A 25,953-nucleotide genomic window follows, 5' to 3' on the forward strand; every position below is an offset into this window, starting at 1 on the left:
GAGTCAGGGAATGTTAGTACTCAGAAACGCAACAGCGGTGCAGTTTGAGCCTGCACTGATCAAAGAAGGCGTCGATATTGTTATTGATGGCGACCAAATCAAGGAAGTTGGCGCCAATTTAGCTGCCAATTACCCTGATGCCGTCATCAAGGATATGGCTGGCAAACTGGTGATGCCGGGCATTGTCTGCTCCCACAATCACTTCTATTCGGGATTAGCGCGCGGAATCATGGCGGATATTAAGCCAAGCCCAGACTTCATTTCGATACTGAAGAACCTGTGGTGGCGAATGGACCGAGCCTTGGATGAAGAAGCGCTGTACTACAGCGGTTTGATTTGCTCACTCGAAGCGATTAAGAGCGGCTGTTCTGCGGTGATTGATCACCATGCATCGCCAAACTATATCGCAGGCTCTCTAAACACCTTACGCAAAGGGTTTATCAAGGCGGGTTTGCGTGGCATGACTTGCTTTGAAACCACTGATCGTAACCACGGCATGAAAGAAATGGTGGCAGGTGTTGAAGAAAATATCGCGTTTGCTCAACTGATTGACAGTGCTAAAGAAAAGGGTGATGAACCTTACTTAGTCGAAGCCCACATTGGCGCGCATGCGCCGTTTACCGTCACCAACGACGGCCTCTCAATGATGGCTGAGGCGGTGCAGGCAACAGGTCGTGGGATCCATGTTCATGTGGCAGAAGACCGCTATGACGTGACCCATAGTCACCATCACTACAGCCAAGACATTGTTGAGCGTTTAGATAGCTTCGGCTTGATCAACGAGAAGACGCTCTTAGCACATGGCCTGTTCTTATCCGACAAAGACATTGCCATCCTGAACGCCAAGAACGGCTTCTTAGTCCACAACGCCCGTTCGAATATGAACAACAACGTTGGCTATAACGACAGGCTGACGCGCTTCCAACATGTTGCCTTGGGTACCGATGGTATTGGTGCCGATATGTTTGAAGAATTGAAGTTCGCCTTCTTCAAACACCGTGATGCAGGAGGACCGTTGTGGCCTGACAGTTTCTTACGCCACTTATGGAACGGTAATGAAATTCTGGCCCGTAACTTCGGCGCGAAATTCGGTCGTCTCGATGCAGGCAACAAAGCCGACTTAACCATTCTTGATTACACCAGCCCGACACCATTGGTTGCGGATAACCTCGCAGGTCATGTTGCCTTTGGCTTCAATGCGGGCAATGTGAATAGCGTGGTGGTGGAAGGTCGCTTTGTTTATGAAGATCGAGCGTTCCCGTTCGATGTGGCGCCGATATACGCAGAGGCTCGCAAGGTTGCTCAGCGTTTATGGCAAACCATGGATCAGTTGGATTAATGTGAGATCCCGTTATGGATACGGTAAATACGCGCTTTAAGTGGGAGGAAGCCACAGGAGCTGCGAAATACATTGCCGATCGCCATTACGAGGGACTATTAGAAGGGCGGTTTTATCGCTCTTCTTGCCCTCGTGGGCAGATTAAATCGGTAACACTTCCATCCTTGCCTGACGGCTATCATATCTTTGGTGCAGATGATGTTCCCGGACAGAATGTGCTGCCCATTGTCGAAATCGACTGGCCAGCGTTTGCTGACCGAGAGGTACGGTTTGTCGGTCAGGTGATCTACTTGGTCGTCGGCCCTGATCCCGATGTCGTTGATTCACTGCTCAATGAAATCCATGTCGATTATGAGCCGTTGACACCTGCCTATACCATCAATGAGTCCAAGGCCCTGAAAGACGGCGCCATTCACGCTGATAACAATGTCCTTGATAGTCACATGTTGACCAAAGGGGACATTGAAGCGGGTTTTGCCAATGCGGTCACCATCATTGAAGAAACCTGCTCGACGAACTATCAAGAGCATATCTATCTCGAAACGCAAGGGGCGGTTTGTTATCCACAAGATGGCAAAGTGGTGCTTGAAGGCTCGATGCAGTGTCCTTGGTATGTGCACCACACCATGGCGGTTGTTCTGGGCCATGACAACGTTAGGGCGATCCAGTGTCCAACTGGTGGCGGATTTGGCGGTAAGGAAGACTTCCCCGATGTGCTTGCTGCGCCATTAGCGGTTGCGGTCGAGAAGTTGCAGCAACCCATCAGGCTTATTTTTGAGCGTGGGGAAGATATTGCCACTACCTCTAAGCGTCACCCTGTTACTTTCCACTACAAAACCGGTGTTGATGCCAATGGCAAGATTGTCGCCATGGACATCAAATTCGATGTCAATGCCGGCGCTTACCTGAGCCTATCAGGCATCGTGTTGCAACGCACCATCACCACGGCAACCAATGTGTACGACATTCCTAATGTCCGGGTCGAAGGGCATGCTTGGGCAACGAATACCGTACCGACGGGGGCGTTCCGTGGCTTTGGTTCACCGCAGAACTGCTTCTGTATGGAAACCCACATTCATCATGTCGCTAAAGAAATTAACGCTGATCCTGTCGCATTTAAACAACAGCATATGCTGACATCTCAATCCCAATCGCTGACGGGCGCTGAAATCTTCGGTGAGTTAGTGCTTGATGAGATGCTGCAAAAAGTGCTCGATATGTCGGACTATCAGCGCAAATTTGCCGAATTTAGCCAGATGGAAGAAACACACCCTGAGCGCCTTAAAGGCAAAAGCACAGGCAAAAATAAAGGTATCGGATTAGCGATATTCCAGCACGGCTGTGGTTTTGCGGGTGACTTGGAAGACACCTTAGTCAGGGCCAAAGTTAAATTGGTTAAAGAGCCTGACGGTACGGTGCAAATCCTCGCGTCTAATACCGACATAGGCCAAGGGCTAAGCCTGACTTTCCGTAAGATCGTGGCAGATACGCTCAATAAACCCCTAGATCTTGTTCAAATTGCAGTACCTGATACAGGCATCGTCCCTGATTCCGGTCCAACAGTGGCGTCGCGCTCGATCTTGATCGTCGGCTATATCCTCGAAAAAGCCGCGAAAAAGCTGCAAAAAATGTGGCTAGAAGGTGAACCACAAGAGATCGTCGAGGTTTACTGTAAACCTGACTATCACCAGTGGAACCAAGACACTTACCAAGGCAATGCCTACCAAGCAACCAGCTACGGCGCCAACGTGGTCGAAGTTGAGGTTGATATGGCAACGGGTGAAGCTGAAATTACGGGCGCTTGGGCGGTATATGACATAGGTAAGGCGATCGACGGCACGATTTTCAGAGGCCAGATTGAAGGTGGCTTGGTGCAGGCTCTGGGTTATGGCAGTTGCGAAAAATTAGAGCTCACCCAAGATGGCGTTTTTGCTCAACGGTCAATGGCCGATTATGTTATCCCGACAGCGCTTGATGTTCCTGCCATTGGTAGCGCACTTGTCGATAACCCGTACCCGTATGGGCCAAATGGCGCCAAAGGTGGTGGTGAGCTGACGCATAATGGCGGCGCGGCTGCCTTTGTTGCTGCGGTTGAGAATGCCATTGGCGTACCACTGTCATCAATACCCGTAACGCCAGAAAAAGTGTGTGAGGCACTGGCTGATGGAAAGCGCACTCAAATTAAGACAAGAAGTGCTGGCAATGGAGAGCCTATCAATGAAGATTGAATTCTACCTAAATAGCGAACTTGTCGCTGTAGACGTTGAACCCATGCAGTCTTTGCTTCACACCTTGCGCGGCACTATGGGGCATACTGCAACCAAAGAAGGTTGCGGGGAAGGTGAGTGTGGTGCCTGTTCGGTACTTTTCAATGGGCGCTTGGTTAATGCTTGCATGATGCCTATCAGCCAAGTTGAGGGCGGTGATGTTATGACCCTTGAAGGCTTACGGCAGACAGAAAAAGGCTTGTGTGTGATCAATGCGCTGCTTGAAGCAAAAGGCGTGCAATGCGGGTTCTGTACTCCAGGAATGGTACTCGCGCTTTATGCCTTACTTGACGCTGATCCTAACCCTTCTGAACATGCTATTCGCACTGCCATTTCAGGCAACCTTTGTCGTTGTACGGGCTACGGGATGATTGTTGAAGCCGCCAAGATTGCTGCGCGAAAAGGGGAGGGCTTATGGTAAACGTCTATCGGCCTGAAACTTTGGCTCAGGCATTGGATACCTTGTCGACAGGCAAGATGACAGTGTTCTCTGGGGGCACTGATTTGATGGTTCAGCATGGCGTCAGAGCTGGGATGTCACCGCGATTTGAGAATGATGTCTTGTTTGTCGATAGCATCGACGAATTACAGTACATTTTGACGACCGATCACGAAGATGAGCACAACCAAGAGCAAGCTTTATATATTGGCTCCGGTGTTGTACTGGCTGATATTGAATGCAATCCCTTGGTGCCTTCGATTCTTCGTCAAAGCGTCGCTAAAATTGCGGCCCCCGCCTTACGTAATCGCGCCACATTAGCTGGGAATATTTGCAATGCGTCACCTGCTGCCGATTCATTGCCAGCCTTGTATGCGCTAGATGCCCGCGTGGTTTTGTCATCCATTCATGGGCAGAGGGAGATGCCATTAAAAGACTTAGTTTTAGCACCAAGGGTTACCGCGCTAAGGCAAGATGAAATGCTCACTCATATCATTATTCCGCAGCAAGATTTGCCTGAGGTGTTTTACCACAAAGTCGGCACAAGAGCGGCGAATGCGCTGAGCAAGTTATCGGTGGCTGGTTTGGCTCGTATCAAGCGTTTTCCAAAGAAAGCACCAGTGCTTGAAGATTGGCGCGTTGCATTCGGTGCGGTGGGGCCCACTGTAGTGCGAAGCCGCGAATTGGAGTCTTTGGTTATTGGTCGGTCATTAGAAACATTGGCTAAACCGAAATTTATTGCTCAGGTTGTAGATTGCTATCGCGAAATCATTCGCCCAATAGACGATCAACGCTCGACAGCAGCTTATCGCCAGCAGGCCTCGCTGAATCTACTCACCCGTTGGTTAGAAATACTGTCACGAAGTTAATTTTACTCTGTTTCGTGTTTTCCTTTGTTATTCGAGTTGGGGCCGTTTGGCCCCTTTTTTTCTAAGTGTAACCACTCGGTTAGATGTGTAAATTTTGTCAGATAACATCCTTTTCTATAATTCCCTCTAGCATGACTGTCAATACGGACTTGAATATTGATCTACACCAAATAGCTTGTAGGTTACGTCGGTACCGCAACCTTATATCTGTACAATATCAAATGTTGTTAACATTACATGGAATAGAGGTATCAATTGTCAGAGTTTGAAGGCGAAGTGAATTTAGGGAAACTTGGTGAAGAGGAGTTTTCTCGCTGGTGTACTGCGGCAAAGCTTGTTGCAAACCGTTCGTTGGAAGAAGATACCAACGGATGGGATCATCTGATCGAATTTCCATATCTCAAGTTTGATGGCCCACGAGATAAGCAACCGAAGCCAATTGAGTGTAAAGTCCAAGTTAAATCGACACAAAGAACCGACGGTGGAGTGAATATCAAACTGTCAGCTTTGAAGCGGTTAGTTGATTACACTTCACCTACGTTCATCGTGTTCTATGAGTACGATGATTCGGATGCCCCTGTCCTAGAAAACTCATATTTAGTTCATGTGGACAAGACGCTAATTTATCGTGTATTGAAGAAGATACGTGAGAATGACCTTCTAGATAAGCCTGAGAAGCTGAATCATATAAAATTATGGGTGAACTATAACGACAGCCTTAAACTTTCTCGTAATGATGGTGAAGCACTACGAGACAAAATAATGACATTTGTGCCTGGCGGTATTGTTAAGTACCAACAAGACAAGCATGTCCTTACCGAAACTGTTGGGTATGAAGATGGTGGTTATCAATTCCGGTTCAATGCGGTACCCGATGAATTAGAAGATTACCTCATGAAAAGAGCTCTCGGTGTAGCAAAAAGTCTCAATATTAAAGATACCATTATGCTAGACACGAGATTTCAATTGGAAGGGATAAATGTTCAAGAATCACAAGAGGCTGAGATTGAACTACTTCCACAGAGAGAAGACCTTTGCAAGTTACGCTTTAAAACAGCGCAGTACTCACCAGCGATCTCATTTGATGCTGAGCTAGTTAAAGTACCAAGTATTTTAGAAAGATCAGCTAGAATGTTGTTTAAAACCAATCTGTTTTCTATCGAGTTCGGGAGTATTTCAAGCAAAGGTATAGAGCGAGTCACTTTCCATGGTACGTTGGATAATAAGGCTTCATTAGATGACTGTATTGGTTTTTTTAAAGTATTTAATCCTGAAAACTCCGATAATCCATTGATACTAGAAATTGATATGGAGAAATACGACTCTCCTTTGATTGAGGAGCTTTGCCTAAGCCATAAGTATGGTGACTTTATAGATCTTGCACATAATCTCCGTTTTCTACAAAGTGGTTTTGAGATTGATAACTCATTATTGGTAAACATAAAGCAGCTTGTAGAGGAAAAAAGTAGAATACGTCTGTTGTGTGATCTTCTTAGAAATGATGCTGGGCGTATCAAGTTTAAGTATCCAGACGTTCCTGAGAATGAGAGATTTAGAAAACAAGATGAAGCGAAACATCTGTTTACTACTATGGTAAATATCGGTGGTTCAAGTTTCGGGGTAGTAGCTTTGCTGCACGCTCGTTATCTAAAGGAGTTTGAATATCACGCATATTCTGCGGAAATCTTAGATACGATATCTCTTCACCAACAAGCGCCGACCCAAGAGTTGCTTGAGGAATTAGAGCAAAAAGCATTTAAACGCCTAGAACTAGATCAAGGCTAACGTGATGACATGATCTGCATCAGCTGGACTTTTTATTAAGCTTTCATGCTTCGCTTTTTCCCAAATACAGACGATGCGATCTCACTGCTTAATCGCAATGCACTAGACTGGATTATATTCACTCGCTTCCTGCGAAATATTAAATTAAATATGATTAGATTCAGCGCAAAGGGACTAGCCTGCTTAACGGCAATGAGTAAGCCCTAAGCAGAGGAGCTAGTCTAGTTCAGAGATAAGCCTGCCACCATAGGGTGATAGTTTCCATGCTATCACCGCTATTCATATCATATTGATAGCTTCAGATATTATTTTGATATCACTATGCGCCTTAGTGATAACCGTTATTATTTAGCGGGTAAGGTCGAGAATAATCAGCAAATAAAAAGGAATATTTGCTCCGACGGCGATGCCAATTTGGGCTAAATTTCTGACTCCGCTCACGAATATTTTCCTTAAATAATCGGTTTTAGCAGCTTGGCGTGTTTGTTGCCTTTTTAGTCTTTAAGACATTAATTACGTTCCGTAGAGCCATTAGGTTGAACGCATGGTGCAGGAATAAATGATAATGCGAAAAGGCAATTAATATGATTGAACAATATCTAACGCCTGATACCCCTGCTCAGGCACTTGAACTCAAGCAGCTTCATGGCAATGACGCCATTTGGTTTGGTGGGGGATCTAAAATCAATGCAGCGCCGACTAAAACGAACAAAACGATCGCGATTTCTTTGGGAAAACTGAATTTATCTCAGATCGAACAGCAAGGTGATAGCTTATATATCGGTGCGATGTGCCACATCCAGCAGTTGATTGACCATGAACTTGTTCCTATGGCCTTAAAGCAATCTGCTGCATTCATCTATTCCCGTCATATTCGTAATCAGGCCACTTTGGGTGGTGAGATTGCCGCCCGACAGCAAGAGGCGTTATTAATGCCGAGCCTACTTGCGCTGAAAGCAAAACTAAAACTGGCGAACGGCCAAGAGATGGACGTTGAAGATTACATCAATAACGATGAGCGAGATCTTATCGCCACTGTCGTTATTCCAGATAGCCGTTTGGCTTGTATTGGTTACAGCATTACTCGCTCTGCGGCGGGGCTTGCGATTGTGACGGCGGCGGTATCAATTGATAAGCAAGGCAATAAGGTTATCGCGCTGGATGGGGTGTCGCCCTTACATCAAGGTGCGGCTCGCCCTGTTCGTCTTCGTGATGTCGAAACACAAGATTTAAAAGGAGAGCTATTAGAGCAAGCCGTTGCCGATGCTATTCACCCAGAAGCCGATATTCGCGGCAGTGTGGAGTACAAGCGGTATATCACCGGTGTTGTGATCACGGATTTGATGGCTGAATGTCAGTACATGGTAGGGGAGGCTTAATCATGACGATTCAATTTACCTTAAATGGCCGTCCTCAATCTTTGGAATGCCGCCTTGGCGAAAATGTACAAACATTGTTGCATTCTATGGGTTACCACTCGGTTCGTAATAGCGATGATGGCTGGGGGTACGCGGGGTCGGATGTGATCCTGCTTAATGGCAAATTAATTAACGCCTCCTTACTGATTGCAGCCCAGCTTGAAGGCGCAGAAGTAAAAACAGCGGAAGCGCTTAGTGAATGGAATCAGTTAAGCTTAGTTCAGCGGACGATGATTGATGTGGGCGTGGTGCAATCGGGTTATAACGATCCTGCATTGGCGCTGATTCTGACCGATCTCCTAGAGCGTATTCCACAGCCAACGCGCGATGACATTGATGATGCGTTATCTGGCTTGTTTAGCCGTGATGCGGGTTATCAGCAGTTCTATGAAGTGGTTGAATTGGCCGTGAAACGCCTTGACGATCCGGCTTATTCGCAACAGTTTGCGCCAGAATTTCGTGATGACTTAACGATAGTTGGTAAGAACTGTCCGAAGATTGATTCAGCGAAGATGGTGCAAGCCAAACCTTGTTATGTTGAAGATCGGATCCCCGCTAACGCTTGTGTGATTAAGATGCTGAGAAGCCCGCACGCTCATGCTTGGATCAAGCATCTGGATGTGTCTAAAGCCGAAGCTCTCGCGGGTGTAGTGTCTGTGATCACTCACAAGAATTGTCCTGATATTCCTTATACCCCAGGTGGTCAGAGTGCACCTGAGCCGTCACCGCTTGATCGCCGTATGTTTGGTCAAAAGCTGCGTCATGTAGGTGATCGTGTGGCTGCTGTCGTCGCTGAATCGGTGGAAATTGCAGAGCAAGCATTGGCACTGATCGACGTCGAATACGATGTGCTTAAACCTGTCATGAGTATTGATGAGGCGATGGCTGCAAATGCGCCGATCATTCATAACGAGCCAATCGAGTATGGCGTAGGTGCGCCTGATGACTTGGAAGAGCAAAACCGAAACGCCGATCCACGTGAAGGTAAGTTAATCGTTAATTTCCCGATTGGTTGTTTCCCGCGCAAAAATATTGCCGCCAGTGTTCGCGGCCATATTGGTGATCTCGATAAAGGTTTTGCGCAAGCGGATAAGATCATTGAGCGCACTTACGAATCGAAACAGGTGCAACAACTGCCTGTGGAAACCCATATCTGCTACAGCTATATGGATGGTGATCGTATTGTGATGCACGATTCGACTCAGGTGCCTTGGCACGTGCGCCGTCAGATAGCAAAAATTCTTAATGTGAAGCAGAACAAAGTCCACATCGTTAAAGAGCGTGTCGGTGGCGGATACGGCTCGAAGCAAGATATTTTGCTGGAAGATGTGTGTGCATGGGCTACGTGGACGACGGGTCGTCCTGTGTATTTCCATCATACTCGTGAAGAAGAGTTTATCTCTAACTCAAGCCGTCATGTTGCCAAAGTGGTGGTGAAACTCGGTGCGAAGAAAGACGGCACACTCACCGCGATTGATATGGATTTTCGTGCCAATACTGGCCCTTACGGAAACCATGCGCTGACAGTACCATCTAATGGTCCTGCCTTATCTTTACCTTTGTACCCTTGTGACAATGTGGATTTCAGGGTCACCACGTATTACTCCAATATTTGTCCGACGGGGGCTTATCAAGGATACGGTGCGCCAAAAGGTAACTTTGCACTGACGATGGCAATGGCCGAAATGGCTGATGAGCTGGGTATTGACCATCTTGATATGGTTGAGAAGAACCGGGTGGTTGAAGGTCAAGAGCTGAAAATCCTCGCGGCTATCGGTGAAGGTAAAATGCCAGCCAATGCCCCTAAAGTTCACAGCTGTGCCCTTGGGCCTATTTTGCGCGAAGGGCGTAAGTTGATTGAGTGGGATAGCCCGAAACAGGATGAAGGTGAATGGAGAGTGGGCCGTGGTGTGGCGATTATCCAGCAAAAATCCGGTATTCCTGATATCGACCAAGCGAACTGCCAAATCAAAATGGCATCGGATGGTACCTTCATTGTTCACTCTGGTGCCGCGGATATCGGTACTGGTCTTGATACCGTGATAAGCAAACTGACCGCGGAAGTGCTTTGTTGCCCGATGGATGACATCACGATTCATTCTGGGGATACCGATCACGCGCCGTTTGATAAAGGGGCTTATGCTTCATCTGGCACGTGTTTCTCTGGTAATGCAGCGAAACGAGCAGCAGAAGCGATGCGCGAGAAAGTGCTTCAATGCGGTGCTGAAATGTTGGGTGAACCTGTTGATGATGTCGCGATTGTCGCGCCGGGTTTGGTGAAAGGAAAGCAGGGCGAAGTGAGCTACTTCGATATTGCCCACAAAGCCGAAAGCGGAACAGGTTGGGGGCAATTATTGGCTTCGGGTTGTTTCACCACGCCTGAATTTGCTTTCCCTTATGGCGCGAATTTCGCTGAGGTCGCGGTGAATACGCGTACAGGGCAAATCCGTCTTGATAAGTTCTATGCCTTGCTCGACTGCGGTACGCCTGTTAACCCTGATCTCGCGTTGGGGCAAATTTACGGTGCCAGTATGCGCGCCATTGGTCACAGCTTATATGAAGAGCTGATTTACGATGAGCATGGCGTCCCTGTAACGCGCGATTTGAAGAGCTATGGTGCGCCAATGATTGGCGATATCCCGCGTGATTTCAAAGCGGTGTTAGTACCAAGTGATGATCCGATTGGCCCTTACGGTGCGAAATCGATTTCTGAAATCGGTGTCAACGGCGCAGCGCCTGCGATTGCCAGTGCCATTCATGACGCATGTGGTGTCTGGATCCGAGATTGGCACTTTACACCAGAGAAGGTTCTACAAGGTATGAATAAGCTGTAATCAAAGCGAAGACGGTCATTTCCAGTGGATGGGAAATGGCCGTTTTTTTGTCGGGGTATCGACGGGTAAACAGAGATAGGCTCTGGTTGATCACGTTGTAAAGCCCCTCGTGTTTCACTGGCTACGGATGGAACTGAAATGAAACTGCTTTATAACGTGGAAGATAAGCCTCCAATGGGGGCGTCGATTCTCCTTGCCCTTCAACATATGCTCGCGGCGATGGGAGCGATTATTGCCGTCCCTTTGGTGGTCGGGAGTGCGATTGGTTTACCAACTGAACAAATGGTTGTTTTGGTCAATGCCGCTCTGATGGTGTCGGGCGTGGTGACTATTATCCAGTGCAAAGGGGTTGGTCCTGTTGGTATCCGGCTTCCTGTGGTGATGGGAACCAGCTTTACCTTTGTGGCGATATCAATTTCTATTGGCATGGACTCGGGTATTTCAGGGGTGTTCGGTGCATCACTGGTGGGTTCATTAGTGATGATTGTTGGTAGTCGTTTCATGCCACAAATCAGGAAACTCTTTCCGCCTGTTGTCTCTGGCACCGTGGTGGTATTAATTGGTCTGACAATCTTACCTGTGTCTGTCGATTGGCTGGCGGGTGGTTTTGTTGGGCAAGAACATTACGGTCAAATCAATAACTTGATGCTGGGTTTATTGGTACTGGTTGTGGTGATTGTGTTATCGCAACTGGGGAAAGGGCTGGTTTCGGCTGCCGCTATCGTGATTGGCATGATGGTTGGCTATATTGTTGCGATCTTTATGGGAGTGGTGGACTTTACGCCAGTAAAAGACGCCAAATTCTTCTCTTTGCCAGAGCTATTACCTTTCGGATTAAGTTTTACGATCAGTGGCGTGATAGGGATGTCTATCGCTTATCTGGTCACCATCATGGAATCGACAGGCGACTTTTTAGCCTTGAGCGATGCCACTCATACCAAGCTGACAGGCAAGAAACTATCGAAAGGGATCTTGTGTGACGGTGTCGGTAGTGCCCTTGCATCGGTATTTGGTGCAACGCCTTTTTCATCCTTTAGTCAGAATGTCGGTATCGTCTCTATTACCGGTGTTGCTAGCCGCCATGTGGTCGCAGTGACTGGGGTGATCATGGTAATTGCAGGCATGTTCCCAAAACTAGGGGGGATTGTCGTCACTATTCCTTCTCCCGTTCTCGGCGGCGCAGGGCTTGTGATGTTTGCGATGATCATCTCCGCAGGTATTGGCATCCTGTCACGAATTAACTTCACCAAACGCAATATGCTCATCATTGCTGTCGGGGTTGCCTCGGGCATGGCGGTAACGGTTCGCCCTGAAATCCTAACTTATATGCCAGATTCAATCCGCGTCATCTTAGGCTCAGGTATTACGACGGGCTCTTTAGTGGCGTTGGGGCTCAATATTGTGTTGGGCATTAACCGTGCCGATGAAGTGGAAAGTGCGAACGAAAAACGTGAAGCACTGAAAGATCAGATTAAAGAGTGTGAAGAATGTGAAAAAGCATTGGCTGAGGAAGAGGCCAAGCAATCACGTGAACAACAAGCTTAAGTTTCACATGAAGTGAATTTGTTAAAGCCAAGCGTTGGTAATAACGGTGACCCTACCACTGACCAGCACTGAAAGATAAGAGGTAATCATGGAATATACCCAATCTATTAAAGCAATTAGAGCATCTATCTTAGATATCGCCAAAGTTGTCGATAAGCCAGAAGACATAGAGCAGAACATTCGCTTTATTGATGATGGTTTGATGTTAGTTGATAACGGACGTATCGAGTGGGTTGGCGAATGGTCTGAAGGTAAAGATAAAATCCCATCGACTGTTCGTGTTCGAAGCTACCCGGGCAAGATTGTCATGCCAGGTTTTGTCGACACCCATATTCACTACCCTCAAGCCGAAATGGTTGGCGCTTATGGCGAACAGCTATTGGAATGGCTAAATAACTACACCTTCCCAACGGAAGCTCGCTATAAAGACAAAGATTATTCTCGCGAAATGTCGACCTTCTTTATTAAGCAGTTACTGCGAAACGGTACCACAACTGCTTTGGTGTTTGGCACGGTTCACCCTGAATCGGTTGATGCACTGTTTGAAGAGGCTGAGAAGATCAATATGCGGATGATCGCCGGTAAGGTGATGATGGACCGCAATGCGCCTGAGTATTTATTGGATACGCCAGAGATAGGCTACAACCAAACCAAAGAATTGATAGAACGTTGGCATAAGCGTGGTCGTTTGCTGTATGCGATTACACCTCGTTTCGCCCCAACGTCATCCCCTGAGCAACTCGCGATGGCTGGTCGCCTCAAAGAAGAATACCCAGATACCTATGTTCATACCCATTTATGTGAGAACCAAAATGAAATTGCGTGGGTGAAAGAGCTCTTTCCTGAACAAGATAGTTACTTGGATGTTTACCACCATCATGGCCTGACTGGCTCTAAGAGTGTATTTGCTCATTGCGTCCACCTTGAAGATAAGGAATGGGACTGCCTACAAGAGACTGACTCGGCGGTGGCATTCTGTCCAACCTCTAACCTCTATCTGGGCAGTGGCTTATTTAAGTTACAGGAAGCTTGGAAACGTAAGGTAAAAGTGGGGATGGGGACCGATATCGGTGCGGGGACAACCTTCAATATGCTGCAAACCCTGAACGAAGCCTACAAGGTTATGCAGTTGCAGCAGCATAGGTTATCAGCGTTTGAGGCGTTTTATTTAGCCACACTTGGGGGAGCCAAATCTCTCTCTTTGGATCATCTGATTGGTAACTTCGAAGTGGGTAAAGAGGCTGACTTCGTCATTATCGATCCATGCTCGACCCCATTGCAGCAACTTCGCTACGACAGCTCGAGCAACTTGCCTGAAAAATTGTTCATGCTGATGACGTTGGGTGACGACCGAAGTATCTACCGAACCTATGTCGATGGCCGATTAGTGTACGAGCGAGGTTAAATTTTACGCAAACGGTTTCGTCTGGAAATGATTTTTTGACAATGCAGGGGGCGCGAGGCGTATAATCGCCGCCAATTTACCTTGCTCAGCCCCGGTTATTCGTTCTAGGAATGCTTTTGTGTGGAAGTTGATGGGTTCTGCTAACTGGGGTTGTGTCGATAAAAGTCAGCAACATTTATAACGTGACGGACAAGTCACAGCCCCTAAAAGCAATCGATTGCTACGGGCGGGTTGAGAGGAAGCTCAACATTTATCGAGGTGTTCAGGCAATAAGCCGGACACTCAATTTTACAAGGAATTACATCATGTCTGAGAATAGTTCGATTCATCATGAATCCACAGTTGTAGAAGAAGACACACCTCGCAAAGGCGGGTTGGATGGATATTTTAAAATTTCCCAACGCGGTAGTAGCGTAAGACAAGAAGTTGTTGCTGGTTTGACAACATTTTTGGCAATGGTGTATTCGGTCATTGTTGTACCGAGCATGTTGGGCGCCGCTGGATTTAACCAAGGCTCTGTGTTTATAGCCACTTGCCTAGTCGCCGCATTTGGTTCGCTGTTGATGGGGCTGTGGGCAAACCTGCCTATGGCGATCGGTTGTGCGATCTCCCTCACCGCCTTTACTGCATTTAGCTTGGTGTTAGGGCAGGGGATCAGCATTCCTGTTGCGCTTGGTGCTGTGTTCTTAATGGGTTTGGTGTTTACTGCCATTACCGTTACTGGTGTGCGCCAGTGGATATTAACGAACTTACCATTCGGGGTTGCGCACGGTACAGGGATAGGCATTGGCTTGTTTTTGTTACTGATTGCAGCAAATGGTGTCGGTTTAGTGGTGCAGAACCCGCATGATGGCTTACCTGTTGCGTTGGGTGAGTTCACATCGTTACCAGTTCTTATGTCGATTATTGGTCTTGCTGCGATTTTCGGGCTTGAGAAACGCCAAGTTCCCGGTGGCATTCTGTTGGTGATTATTGCTATTTCAATCTTTGGTCTGATATTCGACCCTAACGTGACTTATCAGGGATTGTTTGCGATGCCATCGTTTGGCGGGGAAGGTGAATCCTTACTGGGTACCATGGATATTATGGGGGCATTAAACCCTGTGGTGATCCCGAGTGTACTGGCATTGGTGATGACCGCTATTTTTGATGCAACGGGTACTATCCGTGCGGTGGCGGGTCAGGCGAAACTATTAGATAAAGACGGTCAAATTATTGATGGCGGTAAAGCGCTAACATCGGATTCGGTAAGTAGTATTTTTGCTGGCTTCGTGGGTGGGGCACCTGCGGCTGTGTATATTGAATCGGCGGCTGGTACCGCTGCTGGTGGTAAAACGGGTCTGACTGCAACGGTTGTTGGTGGTCTGTTTATATTACTACTGTTTTTGTCACCACTGAGCTATTTGGTTCCTGCTTATGCTACCGCGCCAGCTTTGATGTACGTGGGTTTGCTAATGATGAGCAATGTCAGCAAGTTGGATATGTCTGACTCAGTTGATGCGCTATCTGGCCTTATGTGTGCGGTATTTATCGTGCTAACGGGCAATATCGTTACCGGTATTATGCTTGGCTTTGGTTCTTTGGTTATTGGTCGAGTGGTTTCAGGTGAAGCAAAACGCTTGAACGCTGGTACAGTCATCATTGCAATTGTGCTGGTTGCCTTCTACGCAGGCGGTTGGGCAATTTAGTTTATTTTCACCTTACAAAAACGGAGGAACCCAAGGTTCCTCCGTTTTTTTATGGTCTTATTAATCCTGACCTTTATTAATCCTAACTTCTGCTGTATTCGCTCTGATGTATTTGCCCTGATTTATTTTCAGTCAATGGGGGCAGGGTACTAAGACGGACGATTGTTATTGAGCCCGTATTTTTTGATTTTCCGATACAATGTCGCAATCCCGATCCCCAGCTCCTCAGCGACCATTTTGCGGTTACCAAGCCGAGATATCGCCTCTTCAATACGCATCTTCTCCATCTCTTCTAAGCTCATCGAGTAATCATCGTTATAGGTGACATCTGGGCTAGAAGCTTCAGGTGCTTGTTCAAAGTGTGGAGGAAGGAGATCAATGTCGATTTGGTCACCTTCAGGCACAATGTTGACAAGATATTCAATCAAATTGCTGAGCTCTCGCACATTCCCTGGCCAATGATAAACATTCAGGCGGCGCATGGCTTCAGCACTGATCCCTGGGTAGGCTGCACCAATTTTTTGGGTGTGATACTCAAGAAAGTAGTTAGTCAGCAATGCGATATCGCCTTCTCGCTCTCTTAAAGGAGGCAGCTGGAAAGGGATAACGTTAAGGCGGTAATACAAATCTTCACGGAACTTGTTGGTGGCTATCATCTCTTGGAAATTATGATTGGTCGCTGAAATGACCCGAATATCTACGGGCACCGCTTTATTTGAGCCAATAGGCATGACTTCGCGCTCTTCGAGTACCCGCAGCAACTTCGCTTGCAGCGTCATCGGCATGTCGCCAATCTCATCAAGAAACAGCGTCCCTTTATTCGCAGCTTGGATCAGTCCGTTTTTCCCCTTATTGGAAGCGCCGGTAAATGCCCCTTTGACGTATCCAAATAACTCACTTTCCAATAACTGTTCAGGGATCGCTGCACAGTTGATAGCAATAAATGGAGATTGGCTTCGATCACTGAGGTTATGTACCGCGTTTGCAATGACTTCTTTACCTGTACCGCTTTCACCATTAATAAGAACGCTGGAAGGGCTGCTGGCAACACGCGTGATCATCTTTTTGAGTTGGCGCATCTGAGGAGATTCACCAATAACCGTTCTGAGTAGGGAACCATGATCTTGGAGCGTAAAATCGCTATTGGGTTGATGGTAAGCCATCAAAAATAATTGTTGCCCCTGCGTGTTATAAAACTGACCAACAATTAATTTTTGCCATTCGCCTTGTGAAATAATATGTTGTTGGTGGCTTTTTATTTCATTATTGTGAAGTGACAACGATTGAATTTTAATTTCAAGGTCATATAAAGTGTCCTGCTTTATATTTAAGTGATTAAGCGCAGGCTGGTTACCATATTTTACTCGGTTGTTTTCATCGAGAACTAATACGCCTTGGTCCATGTTTTCAATAAGATGAGTAAAAACCTCGTCGAGTCCTTTATTTTTACTGTTTTTTTCGACAACTTGAGATACAACAATTTGCGCTATGTGTTTAACGTAGTCAGAAAAAAGTTGAACATTATCCTTGATTCTTTCTCGTGAATCTTCAGTGAATGCGACAAGGCTGATCACGCCTAAACACCGCTCTTCAATCATAATGGGAACGCCAAGGAAGGCCATTTCACGGCAAGAGCTCTTGTTGTTACACCCTTCACATAACGGATCGGTTCTAGATTTGACTACAACTTTTTCTTCATTGGTTTCAATGATGTACCTGAATATCCTAGAGCTGGTATTTAGCTTTTTGCCAAAAAACTTACTGTAGGGACCTGTGCCTGCAATCCTAACCAAATCAGCATCGACGACTTCGGCATCAATTTTTAACACCGCTGACAACATTTTTGTGAATCGAAGGATTGTGGGTTGTAACTGCATTAACTCTGAAGGAGGGGGCGTGTTTTGCATGTTTTTATCTAACTATTCCTTTAGTGATAAAATTAGCATAAAGGAAAAAAAAGCATGCTGTTTGGATATTTGTCATACTTTTCTGATTGAAAAGAGGGAAATGAAATATTTTTGTTATCGCGATCATATTGAAATATCAAAATGATATCTCACCACTCTTATCACTATCATTTTGGCTTTAATCGCTGATACATCGTTGATAGTTTTTATGCTATTTAACTTTCCATTTTTATATAAAAGCAGTTAATGGCTTTCTCCTCCCTGTATTCATAGGGAGGAGAGGGCGGTTTATAAATAATTTCTTTAGAAATTAATGTTGGCACAGTTGTTGATTGTTCTTTAATTAAGTTTGATTAAGTCTGGTTAAGTTTGAGTTGTTTTACTTTATTAACCATTTTTATCTTTGAATATTCTACGGACATTATCGTCACACTTACTTTTGGTAAGTCCAAAAACAAAGAGATGATCGCTAATTGAGCAATGCTGAAGGCTGTCATTATCTATTAAGCAACTGCCCTGTGATAACACAGTATTGTCAGGGACGCATAACAATTGAAACCGGGAAGGAAACTATGAAGAGCATCAATGAGCTGATCAAGGAAATCAATGAGCTGAAATCTGAATTACATGATAAAGACTTTCTGTTGACGTGGGAGCAAACACCGGAAGAACTTGAGCGAGTACTGAAAACAGCTCAAGTACTTAAAGCTATGCGTCAGGAGAATATTGCGACTAACGTATTTAATAATGGTCTTGGCATTTCTCTTTTCCGCGATAATTCAACGCGTACTCGTTTCTCATATGCGTCAGCAATCAATATGTTAGGGCTTGCTCAACAAGATTTAGATGAAGGTAAATCTCAAATCGCCCATGGTGAAACTGTTCGAGAAACGGCAAATATGATCTCTTTCTGTGCTGACGCCATCGGTATTCGTGATGATATGTACTTAGGTGCGGGTAATGCCTACATGCGTGAAGTTGGTGCTGCTCTGGATGACGGGGTTAAAGAAGGTGTATTACCTCATCGTCCTGCACTGGTTAACCTTCAGTGCGATATCGATCACCCAACTCAGTCGATGGCTGACTTGGCATGGTTGGAAGAACACTTCGGTGGTTTAGATCAGCTAAAAGGCAAGAAAATCGCCATGACATGGGCTTACTCGCCAAGCTACGGTAAACCTTTGTCAGTCCCTCAGGGCATTATCGGCCTGATGACTCGCTTTGGTATGGATGTGACGTTGGCGCACCCTGAAGGTTACGACCTTATCCCTGAAGTGGTCGAAGAAGCCCGTAAGAATGCGGAAGCATCTGGCGGGAGTTTCACGCAAGTTGCCAGCATGGAAGAAGCATTCAAAGATGCTGATATCGTGTATCCAAAATCTTGGGCGCCATACCAAGTGATGGGGCGTCGTACAGAGCTATTACGCGCTAACGATCATGATGGCTTGAAAGCATTGGAGCAAGAATGTCTGGCACAGAATGCTAACCATAAAGATTGGCACTGTACCGAAGAAATGATGAAGCTAACCAAAGCGGGTGAAGCATTGTACATGCACTGTTTACCAGCCGATATTACGGGCGTGTCTTGCGAAGCTGGTGAAGTGGCTGAGTCGGTATTTGATAAGTACCGTATTGAAACTTACAAGGAAGCGAGCTGGAAGCCATATGTGATTGCAGCAATGATCCTCAACCGTAAATACCAAGAGCCTGGACACATCCTACAAGAGCTGCTGGATGATGCGAAAAAGCGTGTTAAATAACACACACGCCTCATGAACTTTCCCCTGCCTAACAATACTTTTGAGGTGTTGGCTAGGCAGGGAAAGGCCTAATCAAACTGTTTGTCTTATGCAAGTCTACTCGCGGGGTAACTCCTAGGTTGTTAGATAAAGCTGATTGAATCTAGCTTATTAAAGCTAACTTATTTAATAACCCCGCCTTTTCTTTCTCTTATTTTTATGAGGTATGGCCGTGTCTACGTTCACTCTAAAAATGGAGATCGCCGATAACCGCCACTATAACGGTCAGCTTTCTCCACTATTTACCGCCATCGAGGCGGAAAAAGCCCGTGCATTCCATCAAGCGGTGGAAGGCTACCAACCAACACCACTGCATTCTCTTGACTGCCTAGCTAACGAAATTGGTGTTGGGAAAATTCTAGTCAAAGATGAAGCCTACCGTTTCGATTTGAGCGCTTTCAAAATGTTGGGTGGGGCTTATGCCATTGCCCGTCTACTGTGTGATGAATTCAACCTCGATATCAATGCTTTTGATTTCGCGAAACTCAAAAACGACATTACAGAAAAAATGACTTTCGCAACGGCAACCGATGGTAACCATGGTCGGGGTGTTGCGTGGGCTGCCAATAAGCTAGGTCAAAATGCCGTGGTGTATATGCCAAAAGGCGCGGCAGATGAGCGAGTGAATAATATTAGGGCGCTGGGCGCAGAATGTATTGTTACCGACATGAACTATGACGATACCGTGCGTCTTGCCATTAAAACCGCGAATGAAAGTGGCTGGAAAGTGGTGCAAGACACAGCATGGGAAGGGTATACCGAAATACCAACTTGGATCATGCAAGGCTACACCACCATGGCGGCAGAAGCTGTCGATCAAATGAAAGCCATGGCGGTAGAGCGTCCGACTCACGTTTTCCTTCAAGCTGGTGTTGGTGCGATGGCAGGGGGCGTGCTTGGTTACCTGTGTGAACAATTCGGCCCAGATAAATTGCATTCTGTTGTGGTTGAGCCTGATAACGCTGACTGTATCTACCGCTCAGGTATCAGTGAGAAGGGTGAAATGGTTAATGTTGATGGCGATCTTGCCACCATCATGGTTGGTTTGGCCTGCGGTGAGCCTAACCCTATTGGCTGGCCTGTGCTTCGTGACTGCTCAACTCAGTTTGTTTCTTGCCAAGACAGCGTGGCTGCACTCGGGATGCGAGTTCTCGGCAACCCACTAGCTAGCGACCCAAGAATTGTTTCTGGTGAGTCAGGTGCCGTCGGTGCTGGCTTGCTTGCTGCGGTGCATTTTCACCCAGAAAAAGAGCAATTGATGGCTAAACTCGGCCTCAATAAAGATTCAGTGGTACTTCTCATTAATACCGAAGGTGATACCGATCCTGTCCATTATCGTGAAGTGGTATGGGGCGGAAAACATCCAACATTTTGAGTTTTGCTAGCTAGCGAATGATTGCATGAAAGCGCTCATTACTGTTTGTACCCTCGTGCTTTCGTATTGCTCTCACTTGAACTAGCACCACTGAATGATTCAAAAATAGATAAATCCCATTTCCAATTTAGCGTCGTGTCAGCGTCATCAAAAAGGCAGGATGCCGTGCAAATAGATCATACCGAGTGTGATGACCACCGCTCGGTTCAAGGAGAATTATAATGAATATTCCATTCACTCAAGTACTGGACAAAGCCCAAGAATACAAAGCGGATATGACTCGCTTCCTTCGTGACATGATTGCGATTCCAAGTGAAAGTTGTAACGAAGAAAAAGTCGTTTTACGCATTAAAGAAGAGATGGAAAAAGTTGGTTTTGACAAGGTTGAAATCGACCCTATGGGTAACGTACTGGGTTGGATTGGTCATGGCCCTCATCTTATTGCGATGGATGCACATATCGATACTGTGGGTATCGGTAACATGGACAACTGGAACTTCGACCCATACGAAGGTATGGAAGATGACGAGGTGATCGGCGGTCGTGGTGCTTCGGACCAAGAAGGTGGTATGGCGTCTATGGTTTACGCTGGTAAGATCATCAAAGAGCTTGGCTTGGAAGATGAATATACCCTACTTGTCACTGGTACGGTTCAAGAAGAAGACTGTGACGGCCTATGCTGGCAATACATCATTCAAGAAAGCAATATCCGCCCAGAATTCGTGGTATCTACCGAGCCAACAGATTGCCAGATTTATCGTGGTCAGCGTGGCCGTATGGAAATTCGAGTTGATGTTTCTGGGGTGAGCTGTCATGGCTCTGCACCTGAGCGTGGTGACAACGCGATCTTTAAAATGGGCCATATGCTCAACGATATCGAGAAACTCTCTCACAACCTTGGCGATGACCCATTCTTAGGCAAAGGTACATTGACTGTTTCGGAAGTGTTCTACACTTCACCAAGTCGCTGTGCGGTTGCAGATAGCTGTGCCATTTCGATTGACCGTCGTTTGACTTGGGGTGAAACATGGGAAGGGGCTATCAAAGAAATTGAAGAGCTAGACTCTGTCAAAAAATTTGGTGGTAAAGTCTCAATGTACAACTACGACCGCCCAGCTTACACCGGGTTAGTTTACCCGACAGAATGTTATTTCCCTGCTTGGGTGATTGATGAAGAGCACGTTGCGACTAAGACACTAGAAGCTTCTTACGAGTTACTGTTCGACAAAAAACCAACCGTTGATAAATGGACCTTCTCTACCAACGGCGTTTCTATCATGGGTCGCTATGGTATCCCTGTGATTGGCTTTGGCCCAGGTAAAGAACCTGAAGCTCATGCGCCAAACGAGAAGACTTGGAAAGATCACTTAGTCACTTGTGCAGCTATGTACGCTGTTATCCCTCAAATGTACTTGAGTGAACTCAACAAGTAATTTTTGAAACGACAGAAGGAGGATATCAAGCTTTGCTTATTCCTCCTTTTTATCTTTAATTGAGTTTGTTGTAAGGCAAAGCGTAGATCGAAGGAAGAGACTATGTTTTCAACGGCTTCGGAAAAAGCATCAAAATCCCAATCGGACAGTGCAGCTCCTCTGCAACCCAAGGCAATGCTGCTTCGCCAAGGGATAGTGGTTGATCATACACAAGCGCAAAAAGCCGATATTCTTATCCTTGATGGCAAAATCGCTGAAATAGCGCCAGAAATTCATGCTGTTCCTGAACCGTGTGAAATGATTGAAGCTAAGGGCTTATATGTGATGCCCGGCGGTATTGATGTTCATACCCACTTCAATATCGATGTCGGTATCGCTCGCAGTTGTGATGATTTTCTTTCTGGTACTCGCTCTGCCGCTTGTGGCGGTACCACTATGGTCATCGATCATATGGGGTTTGGTCCTAAAGGGTGTAGCCTTCATCATCAGCTCAATGTATACCAAAAGTATGCCAAGGATACGGCAGCAATTGATTACAGTTTTCATGGCGTTATTCAGCATGTTAATGACGATATTCTCGCTGAAATGGCATCAATGGTTGAAGAAGAAGGGATATCCAGCTTTAAGTTATATCTTACCTATGGCTATAAGCTCGATGATGCCGAGGTCTTAAAGGCACTGATGCAGCTTAAACAAGTGGGGGCGTTGGCAACGGTTCATCCAGAGAATGACGCTGCGATTGCCTTGCGGCGAACACAGTTGCTTGAGCAAGGTAAAACCCAACCTAAATATCATGCGATAAGCCGTCCGCTTGAATGTGAAGCCGAAGCGATCGCCAGAATGATCAATCTCGCTAAGTTAGCGGGGGATGCACCACTGTATATTGTTCATCTTTCCAATGGCTTGGGCTTAGATTATGCGCGTCTTGCTCGCGACAACCACCAGCCTGTATGGGTTGAAACCTGTCCGCAATATCTGCTGCTTGATGATAGCTGCTATGAAAAAGAAGATGCGCTGAAATACATTTTGAGTCCGCCATTACGACCTGCCGCTGAACGAGAAAAGCTGTGGGCAGGGCTTGTAGATGGGAGCATTGATACCATTGCGACCGATCATTGCTCATTCACCTACCACGAGCAGAAACAGCGTGGCAAAGACAACTTTAGTGCATGTCCCAATGGCATGCCGGGGGTTGAAACTCGAATGCCGCTGATGTTTTCGGAAGGTGTGATGAAAGGGCGTCTGAGCCCGAGTCGTTTCGTTGAGTTAACCAGCTATCTCCCAGCCAAACTGTTTGGCCTTTACCCTCAAAAAGGGGCATTACAGGTGGGATCAGATGCTGATTTTGTACTGTTTGACCCAGAGCAGAATGTCACGATTACTCATAATTTATTGCACGACAATGCAGATTACACCCCGTTTGAGAATACCCCAACCCAAGGGTGGCCAGTCATGACCATCAGCCGTGGAGAGGTGGTTGCACGTAATCGCGAATTTACGGGGCAAGCTGGCAATGGCCGTTTTATTCCTCGAAAGGCGTTTGACCCTTCTTTGTAAATTGAACAACCTAAGCCGAGCTATTTTGATGCTCGGCTTTTGCGTTTCAGTGCTGCCTTGAATACCTCAATACTAAAACTTATACGCAGCGCCGATGCTAAATTTCCAACCGAGGTTATTTGTGACTAACGGACTATCGCTATCGTGATGTTCTAGTTCCAGCTTAGAAATGCCCAACAAGTTATCGCTGTAATCGTACAAGCCAATTAATCCACCTTTGTATACCCAAGTTTCTTGTGCTTGAAATTGTGCTAATCCAGAAGCACTGGATTCAGAAGAAGAGACGCTGTAAAGGTAATCGGAGAATTTTTTATCGCGATAATCGATTTCAAAGTAAGGAGTGATAAAGACATCATCGAGTGGGGTTTCTAAAATACGCCCTAAATGAAGTTGGATTTCATAGCCGTTATGCTTATCGGTGACATCGTGTAGGAAGGTCAGTCGTGCACCCAAGGTGCCAAAGGTGACGCCTAACTCGCCATTGCTATCGCGATCGTTGATCCCGTTTGGGATATCGCGAAAGTCGCTTGAAACTTCAGATAAGCGAATGTTACCTGAGATCCCAAACCAAGGCGTGATGGCAACGTTGCCTAACCCGCCATCGACAAAGCCATATTGGCTGTGATGAAACAAATATAAGGCCGCGCCAGGTTTGGCACCATCAACAGAAAAAACTGACTCTTCTGCGGCAACCCCTGCACCGACAAAAGTGAAATCTTTAAATCGTTCTTGCGCTTGCGTGATCCCTGAAAATGTAGAAAGCGCTGTAAAAGTGATGCACCCAAATAAAGCGTTTTTATTCATAACATTTCTCCTCTGCAGAGTAGAAGAAATGGGTTTAACGGTTTTTATTTCACCCGCGATGAAAAAAGTGGGGATAAAGAAAAAGCCTGATAAGGAATACCTTATCAGGCTTTGATGGATAGGGCGGTGGCTGTCGTTAAGTCACTGTCGCTAAGTCACTGTTGCTAAGTTGCTTGGTTAAGTTACCGCCTTAAAACGGGGTGTGATTATTCACAAGCTGTCCAAGTCACATGTTTTTCGCCTGCATTGGCTTGTTTCACTAGGTCAGCACACATCTTGGCGTCAAAGTTAACGGTATCGTTAATATTGTATTCAATCGACGTCATGGTATCCCAGTTGGTAAAGTGGAAATCACCCGACACTTGGTTGTATGCAAATTGTGTCCATGTTGCGTATGTTTCGCCGTTCACTGGGTCAATCAAATCTTGCGGTACTAGGTTACCTGCGTTGAAGGTACTTAGTAGTTTACCGCGGGTTTGTGCCCATGATTTGTCTTTATCCAAATGGATGTGCGAGGTGTAGAACAGGCCACGCAAGTTACGGTCTTTTGAGCTAATCGAGCTTGGCACCTTATCGGCTTTTAGGTTGCTTAAATCGACCTTGCTAACGTATTCACGGTGATCTTGTTGTAGCGGTGCATTCGCCATCACACGTAAATCTGATGCGGTGTCACCACGGTGAACAACCATTTTTCCGCCTTCATTTAGCTGGAACAGGGCAATGTCACCCGACTTATCTTGAATCGATAGGTGTAGGCCATGTTGAGTGCCATGAATACCGTCTACCCAAGCAATTTGCCATTCGTTGTTGTTAAACGCGCTCACTGCTTCATCTACTGTTTTGTAGTTCTCGGCAATGAAAGTGGTAATGTCACCAAAGTTAACCGCAGGTGCGCCAGTGTCTTTGTAATCTTTGATGAATTTTGCACTGTCGTACATGTAAAGCAGTGATGCGGCTAAACCTTCGGTGTTCATCGAATCTGCGCTAGTATCAACAAAGACTTCTTTCTCTACCTGCGTCACTGTGTGGTATTTCGTTTTCCACTCAGCTTGATGTTTATAGCTTGGAGTTGCTTTTGAGCTACGCGCTAACCCGACTGGGTGTACTTCCGACACGTTGCCAAGCTGCTGACCCCAATCGAGTGAACGAACGGTTGATACACCGTGTGGCGTGTCCATCGTGATACGAGAACAGGCATTAGCAGCGCCAGATACAGTCGCTATTGATGCAGCAGTTAGTGCGATTGCAGCCATTTTGTTCAGTTTAAAAGTTTTCATAACTCACCTCAGTCATAGCTTTGATTATCCTTTTCAATAGGTCGCATCCTGCGGTGAAAAGTAATGTGTGTTTGCTTGGTGGTTATTATGCTGGTTTTTAACTATGCTCAAACTCACTGAGTGAGGGATACTCCCTTGCTGGTTTGTCGTGTATGAATGCATGTCAAAGTGAGTGAGGGTGATAGTGATGTGAAAGCCTTATCAGGCAATCA

General features: G+C 46.2%; 17 protein-coding genes. 14 read left to right on the plus strand and 3 right to left on the minus strand.

Going from position 1 to position 25,953, the window contains the following annotated elements:
• Positions 1-10 precede the first annotated feature (10 nt).
• The 10 genes from ssnA (at position 11) to A3K86_RS18565 (ending at position 15,589) form a co-directional block, all read left to right on the plus strand.
• Positions 11-1,339, plus strand: coding sequence for a putative aminohydrolase SsnA (gene ssnA, locus A3K86_RS18520; RefSeq protein ID WP_068334841.1), 1,329 nt, complete (start codon positions 11-13; stop codon positions 1,337-1,339).
• Positions 1,340-1,353: 14 nt separating this feature from the next.
• On the plus strand, positions 1,354-3,567 hold the full coding sequence (locus tag A3K86_RS18525; protein WP_068334843.1) for a xanthine dehydrogenase family protein molybdopterin-binding subunit: 2,214 nt from the start codon (positions 1,354-1,356) through the stop codon (positions 3,565-3,567).
• Positions 3,557-4,027: a (2Fe-2S)-binding protein gene (locus A3K86_RS18530; protein ID WP_084406681.1), complete on the plus strand. Its 471-nt coding sequence runs from the start codon at positions 3,557-3,559 to the stop codon at positions 4,025-4,027. Before A3K86_RS18525 ends, A3K86_RS18530 begins: the two co-directional genes overlap by 11 nt.
• Positions 4,021-4,914 carry an FAD binding domain-containing protein gene (locus A3K86_RS18535; RefSeq protein WP_068334849.1) on the plus strand — a complete coding sequence of 298 codons (894 nt, stop codon included), beginning with the start codon at positions 4,021-4,023 and terminating at the stop codon, positions 4,912-4,914. Before A3K86_RS18530 ends, A3K86_RS18535 begins: the two co-directional genes overlap by 7 nt.
• 255 nt (positions 4,915-5,169) lie before the next feature.
• Positions 5,170-6,699 carry a hypothetical protein gene (locus A3K86_RS18540; protein WP_068334852.1) on the plus strand — a complete coding sequence of 510 codons (1,530 nt, stop codon included), beginning with the start codon at positions 5,170-5,172 and terminating at the stop codon, positions 6,697-6,699.
• A gap of 584 nt (positions 6,700-7,283) precedes the next feature.
• The gene (ygfM, locus tag A3K86_RS18545) at positions 7,284-8,078 is read left to right on the plus strand and encodes a molybdopterin-dependent oxidoreductase FAD-binding subunit (RefSeq protein WP_068334854.1); all 795 of its coding nucleotides are present in this window, start codon (positions 7,284-7,286) and stop codon (positions 8,076-8,078) included.
• A 2-nt stretch (positions 8,079-8,080) separates the two neighbouring features.
• Positions 8,081-10,951: a molybdopterin-dependent oxidoreductase Mo/Fe-S-binding subunit gene (locus A3K86_RS18550; protein ID WP_068334857.1), complete on the plus strand. Its 2,871-nt coding sequence runs from the start codon at positions 8,081-8,083 to the stop codon at positions 10,949-10,951.
• A 138-nt stretch (positions 10,952-11,089) separates the two neighbouring features.
• Positions 11,090-12,496 carry a nucleobase:cation symporter-2 family protein gene (locus tag A3K86_RS18555; protein WP_068334860.1) on the plus strand — a complete coding sequence of 469 codons (1,407 nt, stop codon included), beginning with the start codon at positions 11,090-11,092 and terminating at the stop codon, positions 12,494-12,496.
• Between the two features lie 88 nt (positions 12,497-12,584).
• Complete coding sequence (guaD, locus tag A3K86_RS18560; protein WP_068334863.1) at positions 12,585-13,901, plus strand: guanine deaminase; 1,317 nt, start codon at positions 12,585-12,587, stop codon at positions 13,899-13,901.
• Between the two features lie 305 nt (positions 13,902-14,206).
• The gene (locus A3K86_RS18565; protein ID WP_068334866.1) at positions 14,207-15,589 is read left to right on the plus strand and encodes an NCS2 family permease; all 1,383 of its coding nucleotides are present in this window, start codon (positions 14,207-14,209) and stop codon (positions 15,587-15,589) included.
• 149 nt (positions 15,590-15,738) lie between these two features.
• Here A3K86_RS18565 and A3K86_RS18570 read toward each other — a convergent pair whose 3' ends face one another.
• A complete protein-coding gene (locus tag A3K86_RS18570) occupies positions 15,739-17,496 on the minus strand; it encodes a sigma 54-interacting transcriptional regulator (protein ID WP_068334869.1) in 1,758 nt (585 codons plus the stop codon).
• 572 nt (positions 17,497-18,068) lie between these two features.
• Between A3K86_RS18570 and ygeW the strand changes: the two genes are divergently transcribed.
• The 4 genes from ygeW (at position 18,069) to hydA (ending at position 23,660) form a co-directional block, all read left to right on the plus strand.
• Positions 18,069-19,256 carry a knotted carbamoyltransferase YgeW gene (gene ygeW / locus A3K86_RS18575; protein ID WP_068334871.1) on the plus strand — a complete coding sequence of 396 codons (1,188 nt, stop codon included), beginning with the start codon at positions 18,069-18,071 and terminating at the stop codon, positions 19,254-19,256.
• Positions 19,257-19,467: 211 nt separating this feature from the next.
• Complete coding sequence (gene dpaL / locus A3K86_RS18580; RefSeq protein ID WP_068337020.1) at positions 19,468-20,670, plus strand: diaminopropionate ammonia-lyase; 1,203 nt, start codon at positions 19,468-19,470, stop codon at positions 20,668-20,670.
• A 221-nt stretch (positions 20,671-20,891) separates the two neighbouring features.
• Positions 20,892-22,103, plus strand: coding sequence for a YgeY family selenium metabolism-linked hydrolase (locus A3K86_RS18585; RefSeq protein ID WP_068334874.1), 1,212 nt, complete (start codon positions 20,892-20,894; stop codon positions 22,101-22,103).
• A gap of 102 nt (positions 22,104-22,205) precedes the next feature.
• Entirely contained in the window at positions 22,206-23,660 is a 1,455-nt protein-coding gene (gene hydA / locus A3K86_RS18590; protein WP_269747619.1) for a dihydropyrimidinase, read from the plus strand.
• 72 nt (positions 23,661-23,732) lie between these two features.
• On the opposite strand, the gene A3K86_RS18595 is transcribed toward hydA, so the two are convergent.
• The gene (locus tag A3K86_RS18595) at positions 23,733-24,482 is read right to left on the minus strand and encodes a MipA/OmpV family protein (protein ID WP_198160455.1); all 750 of its coding nucleotides are present in this window, start codon (positions 24,480-24,482) and stop codon (positions 23,733-23,735) included.
• Positions 24,483-24,670: 188 nt separating this feature from the next.
• Positions 24,671-25,741 (minus strand): linear amide C-N hydrolase, encoded by a 1,071-nt coding sequence (locus A3K86_RS18600; RefSeq protein WP_068334880.1) that lies wholly within the window; start codon positions 25,739-25,741, stop codon positions 24,671-24,673.
• Positions 25,742-25,953 lie beyond the last annotated feature (212 nt).

The organism is Photobacterium jeanii (genome assembly GCF_001650345.1).
Taxonomy (GTDB): Bacteria; Pseudomonadota; Gammaproteobacteria; order Enterobacterales; family Vibrionaceae; genus Photobacterium; species Photobacterium jeanii.

What these genes read in the sequence shown, in the direction of transcription:
- ssnA (WP_068334841.1), top strand. Translation starts at nt 11, where the DNA reads ATGTTAGTACTCAGAAACGCAACAGCGGTGCAGTTTGAGCCTGCACTG.
- A3K86_RS18525 (WP_068334843.1), top strand. Translation starts at nt 1,354, where the DNA reads ATGGATACGGTAAATACGCGCTTTAAGTGGGAGGAAGCCACAGGAGCT.
- A3K86_RS18530 (WP_084406681.1), top strand. Translation starts at nt 3,557, where the DNA reads ATGAAGATTGAATTCTACCTAAATAGCGAACTTGTCGCTGTAGACGTT.
- A3K86_RS18535 (WP_068334849.1), top strand. Translation starts at nt 4,021, where the DNA reads ATGGTAAACGTCTATCGGCCTGAAACTTTGGCTCAGGCATTGGATACC.
- ygfM (WP_068334854.1), top strand. Translation starts at nt 7,284, where the DNA reads ATGATTGAACAATATCTAACGCCTGATACCCCTGCTCAGGCACTTGAA.
- A3K86_RS18550 (WP_068334857.1), top strand. Translation starts at nt 8,081, where the DNA reads ATGACGATTCAATTTACCTTAAATGGCCGTCCTCAATCTTTGGAATGC.
- A3K86_RS18555 (WP_068334860.1), top strand. Translation starts at nt 11,090, where the DNA reads ATGAAACTGCTTTATAACGTGGAAGATAAGCCTCCAATGGGGGCGTCG.
- guaD (WP_068334863.1), top strand. Translation starts at nt 12,585, where the DNA reads ATGGAATATACCCAATCTATTAAAGCAATTAGAGCATCTATCTTAGAT.
- A3K86_RS18565 (WP_068334866.1), top strand. Translation starts at nt 14,207, where the DNA reads ATGTCTGAGAATAGTTCGATTCATCATGAATCCACAGTTGTAGAAGAA.
- A3K86_RS18570 (WP_068334869.1), bottom strand. Translation starts at nt 17,496, where the DNA reads ATGCAAAACACGCCCCCTCCTTCAGAGTTAATGCAGTTACAACCCACA.
- ygeW (WP_068334871.1), top strand. Translation starts at nt 18,069, where the DNA reads ATGAAGAGCATCAATGAGCTGATCAAGGAAATCAATGAGCTGAAATCT.
- A3K86_RS18585 (WP_068334874.1), top strand. Translation starts at nt 20,892, where the DNA reads ATGAATATTCCATTCACTCAAGTACTGGACAAAGCCCAAGAATACAAA.
- hydA (WP_269747619.1), top strand. Translation starts at nt 22,206, where the DNA reads ATGTTTTCAACGGCTTCGGAAAAAGCATCAAAATCCCAATCGGACAGT.
- A3K86_RS18600 (WP_068334880.1), bottom strand. Translation starts at nt 25,741, where the DNA reads ATGAAAACTTTTAAACTGAACAAAATGGCTGCAATCGCACTAACTGCT.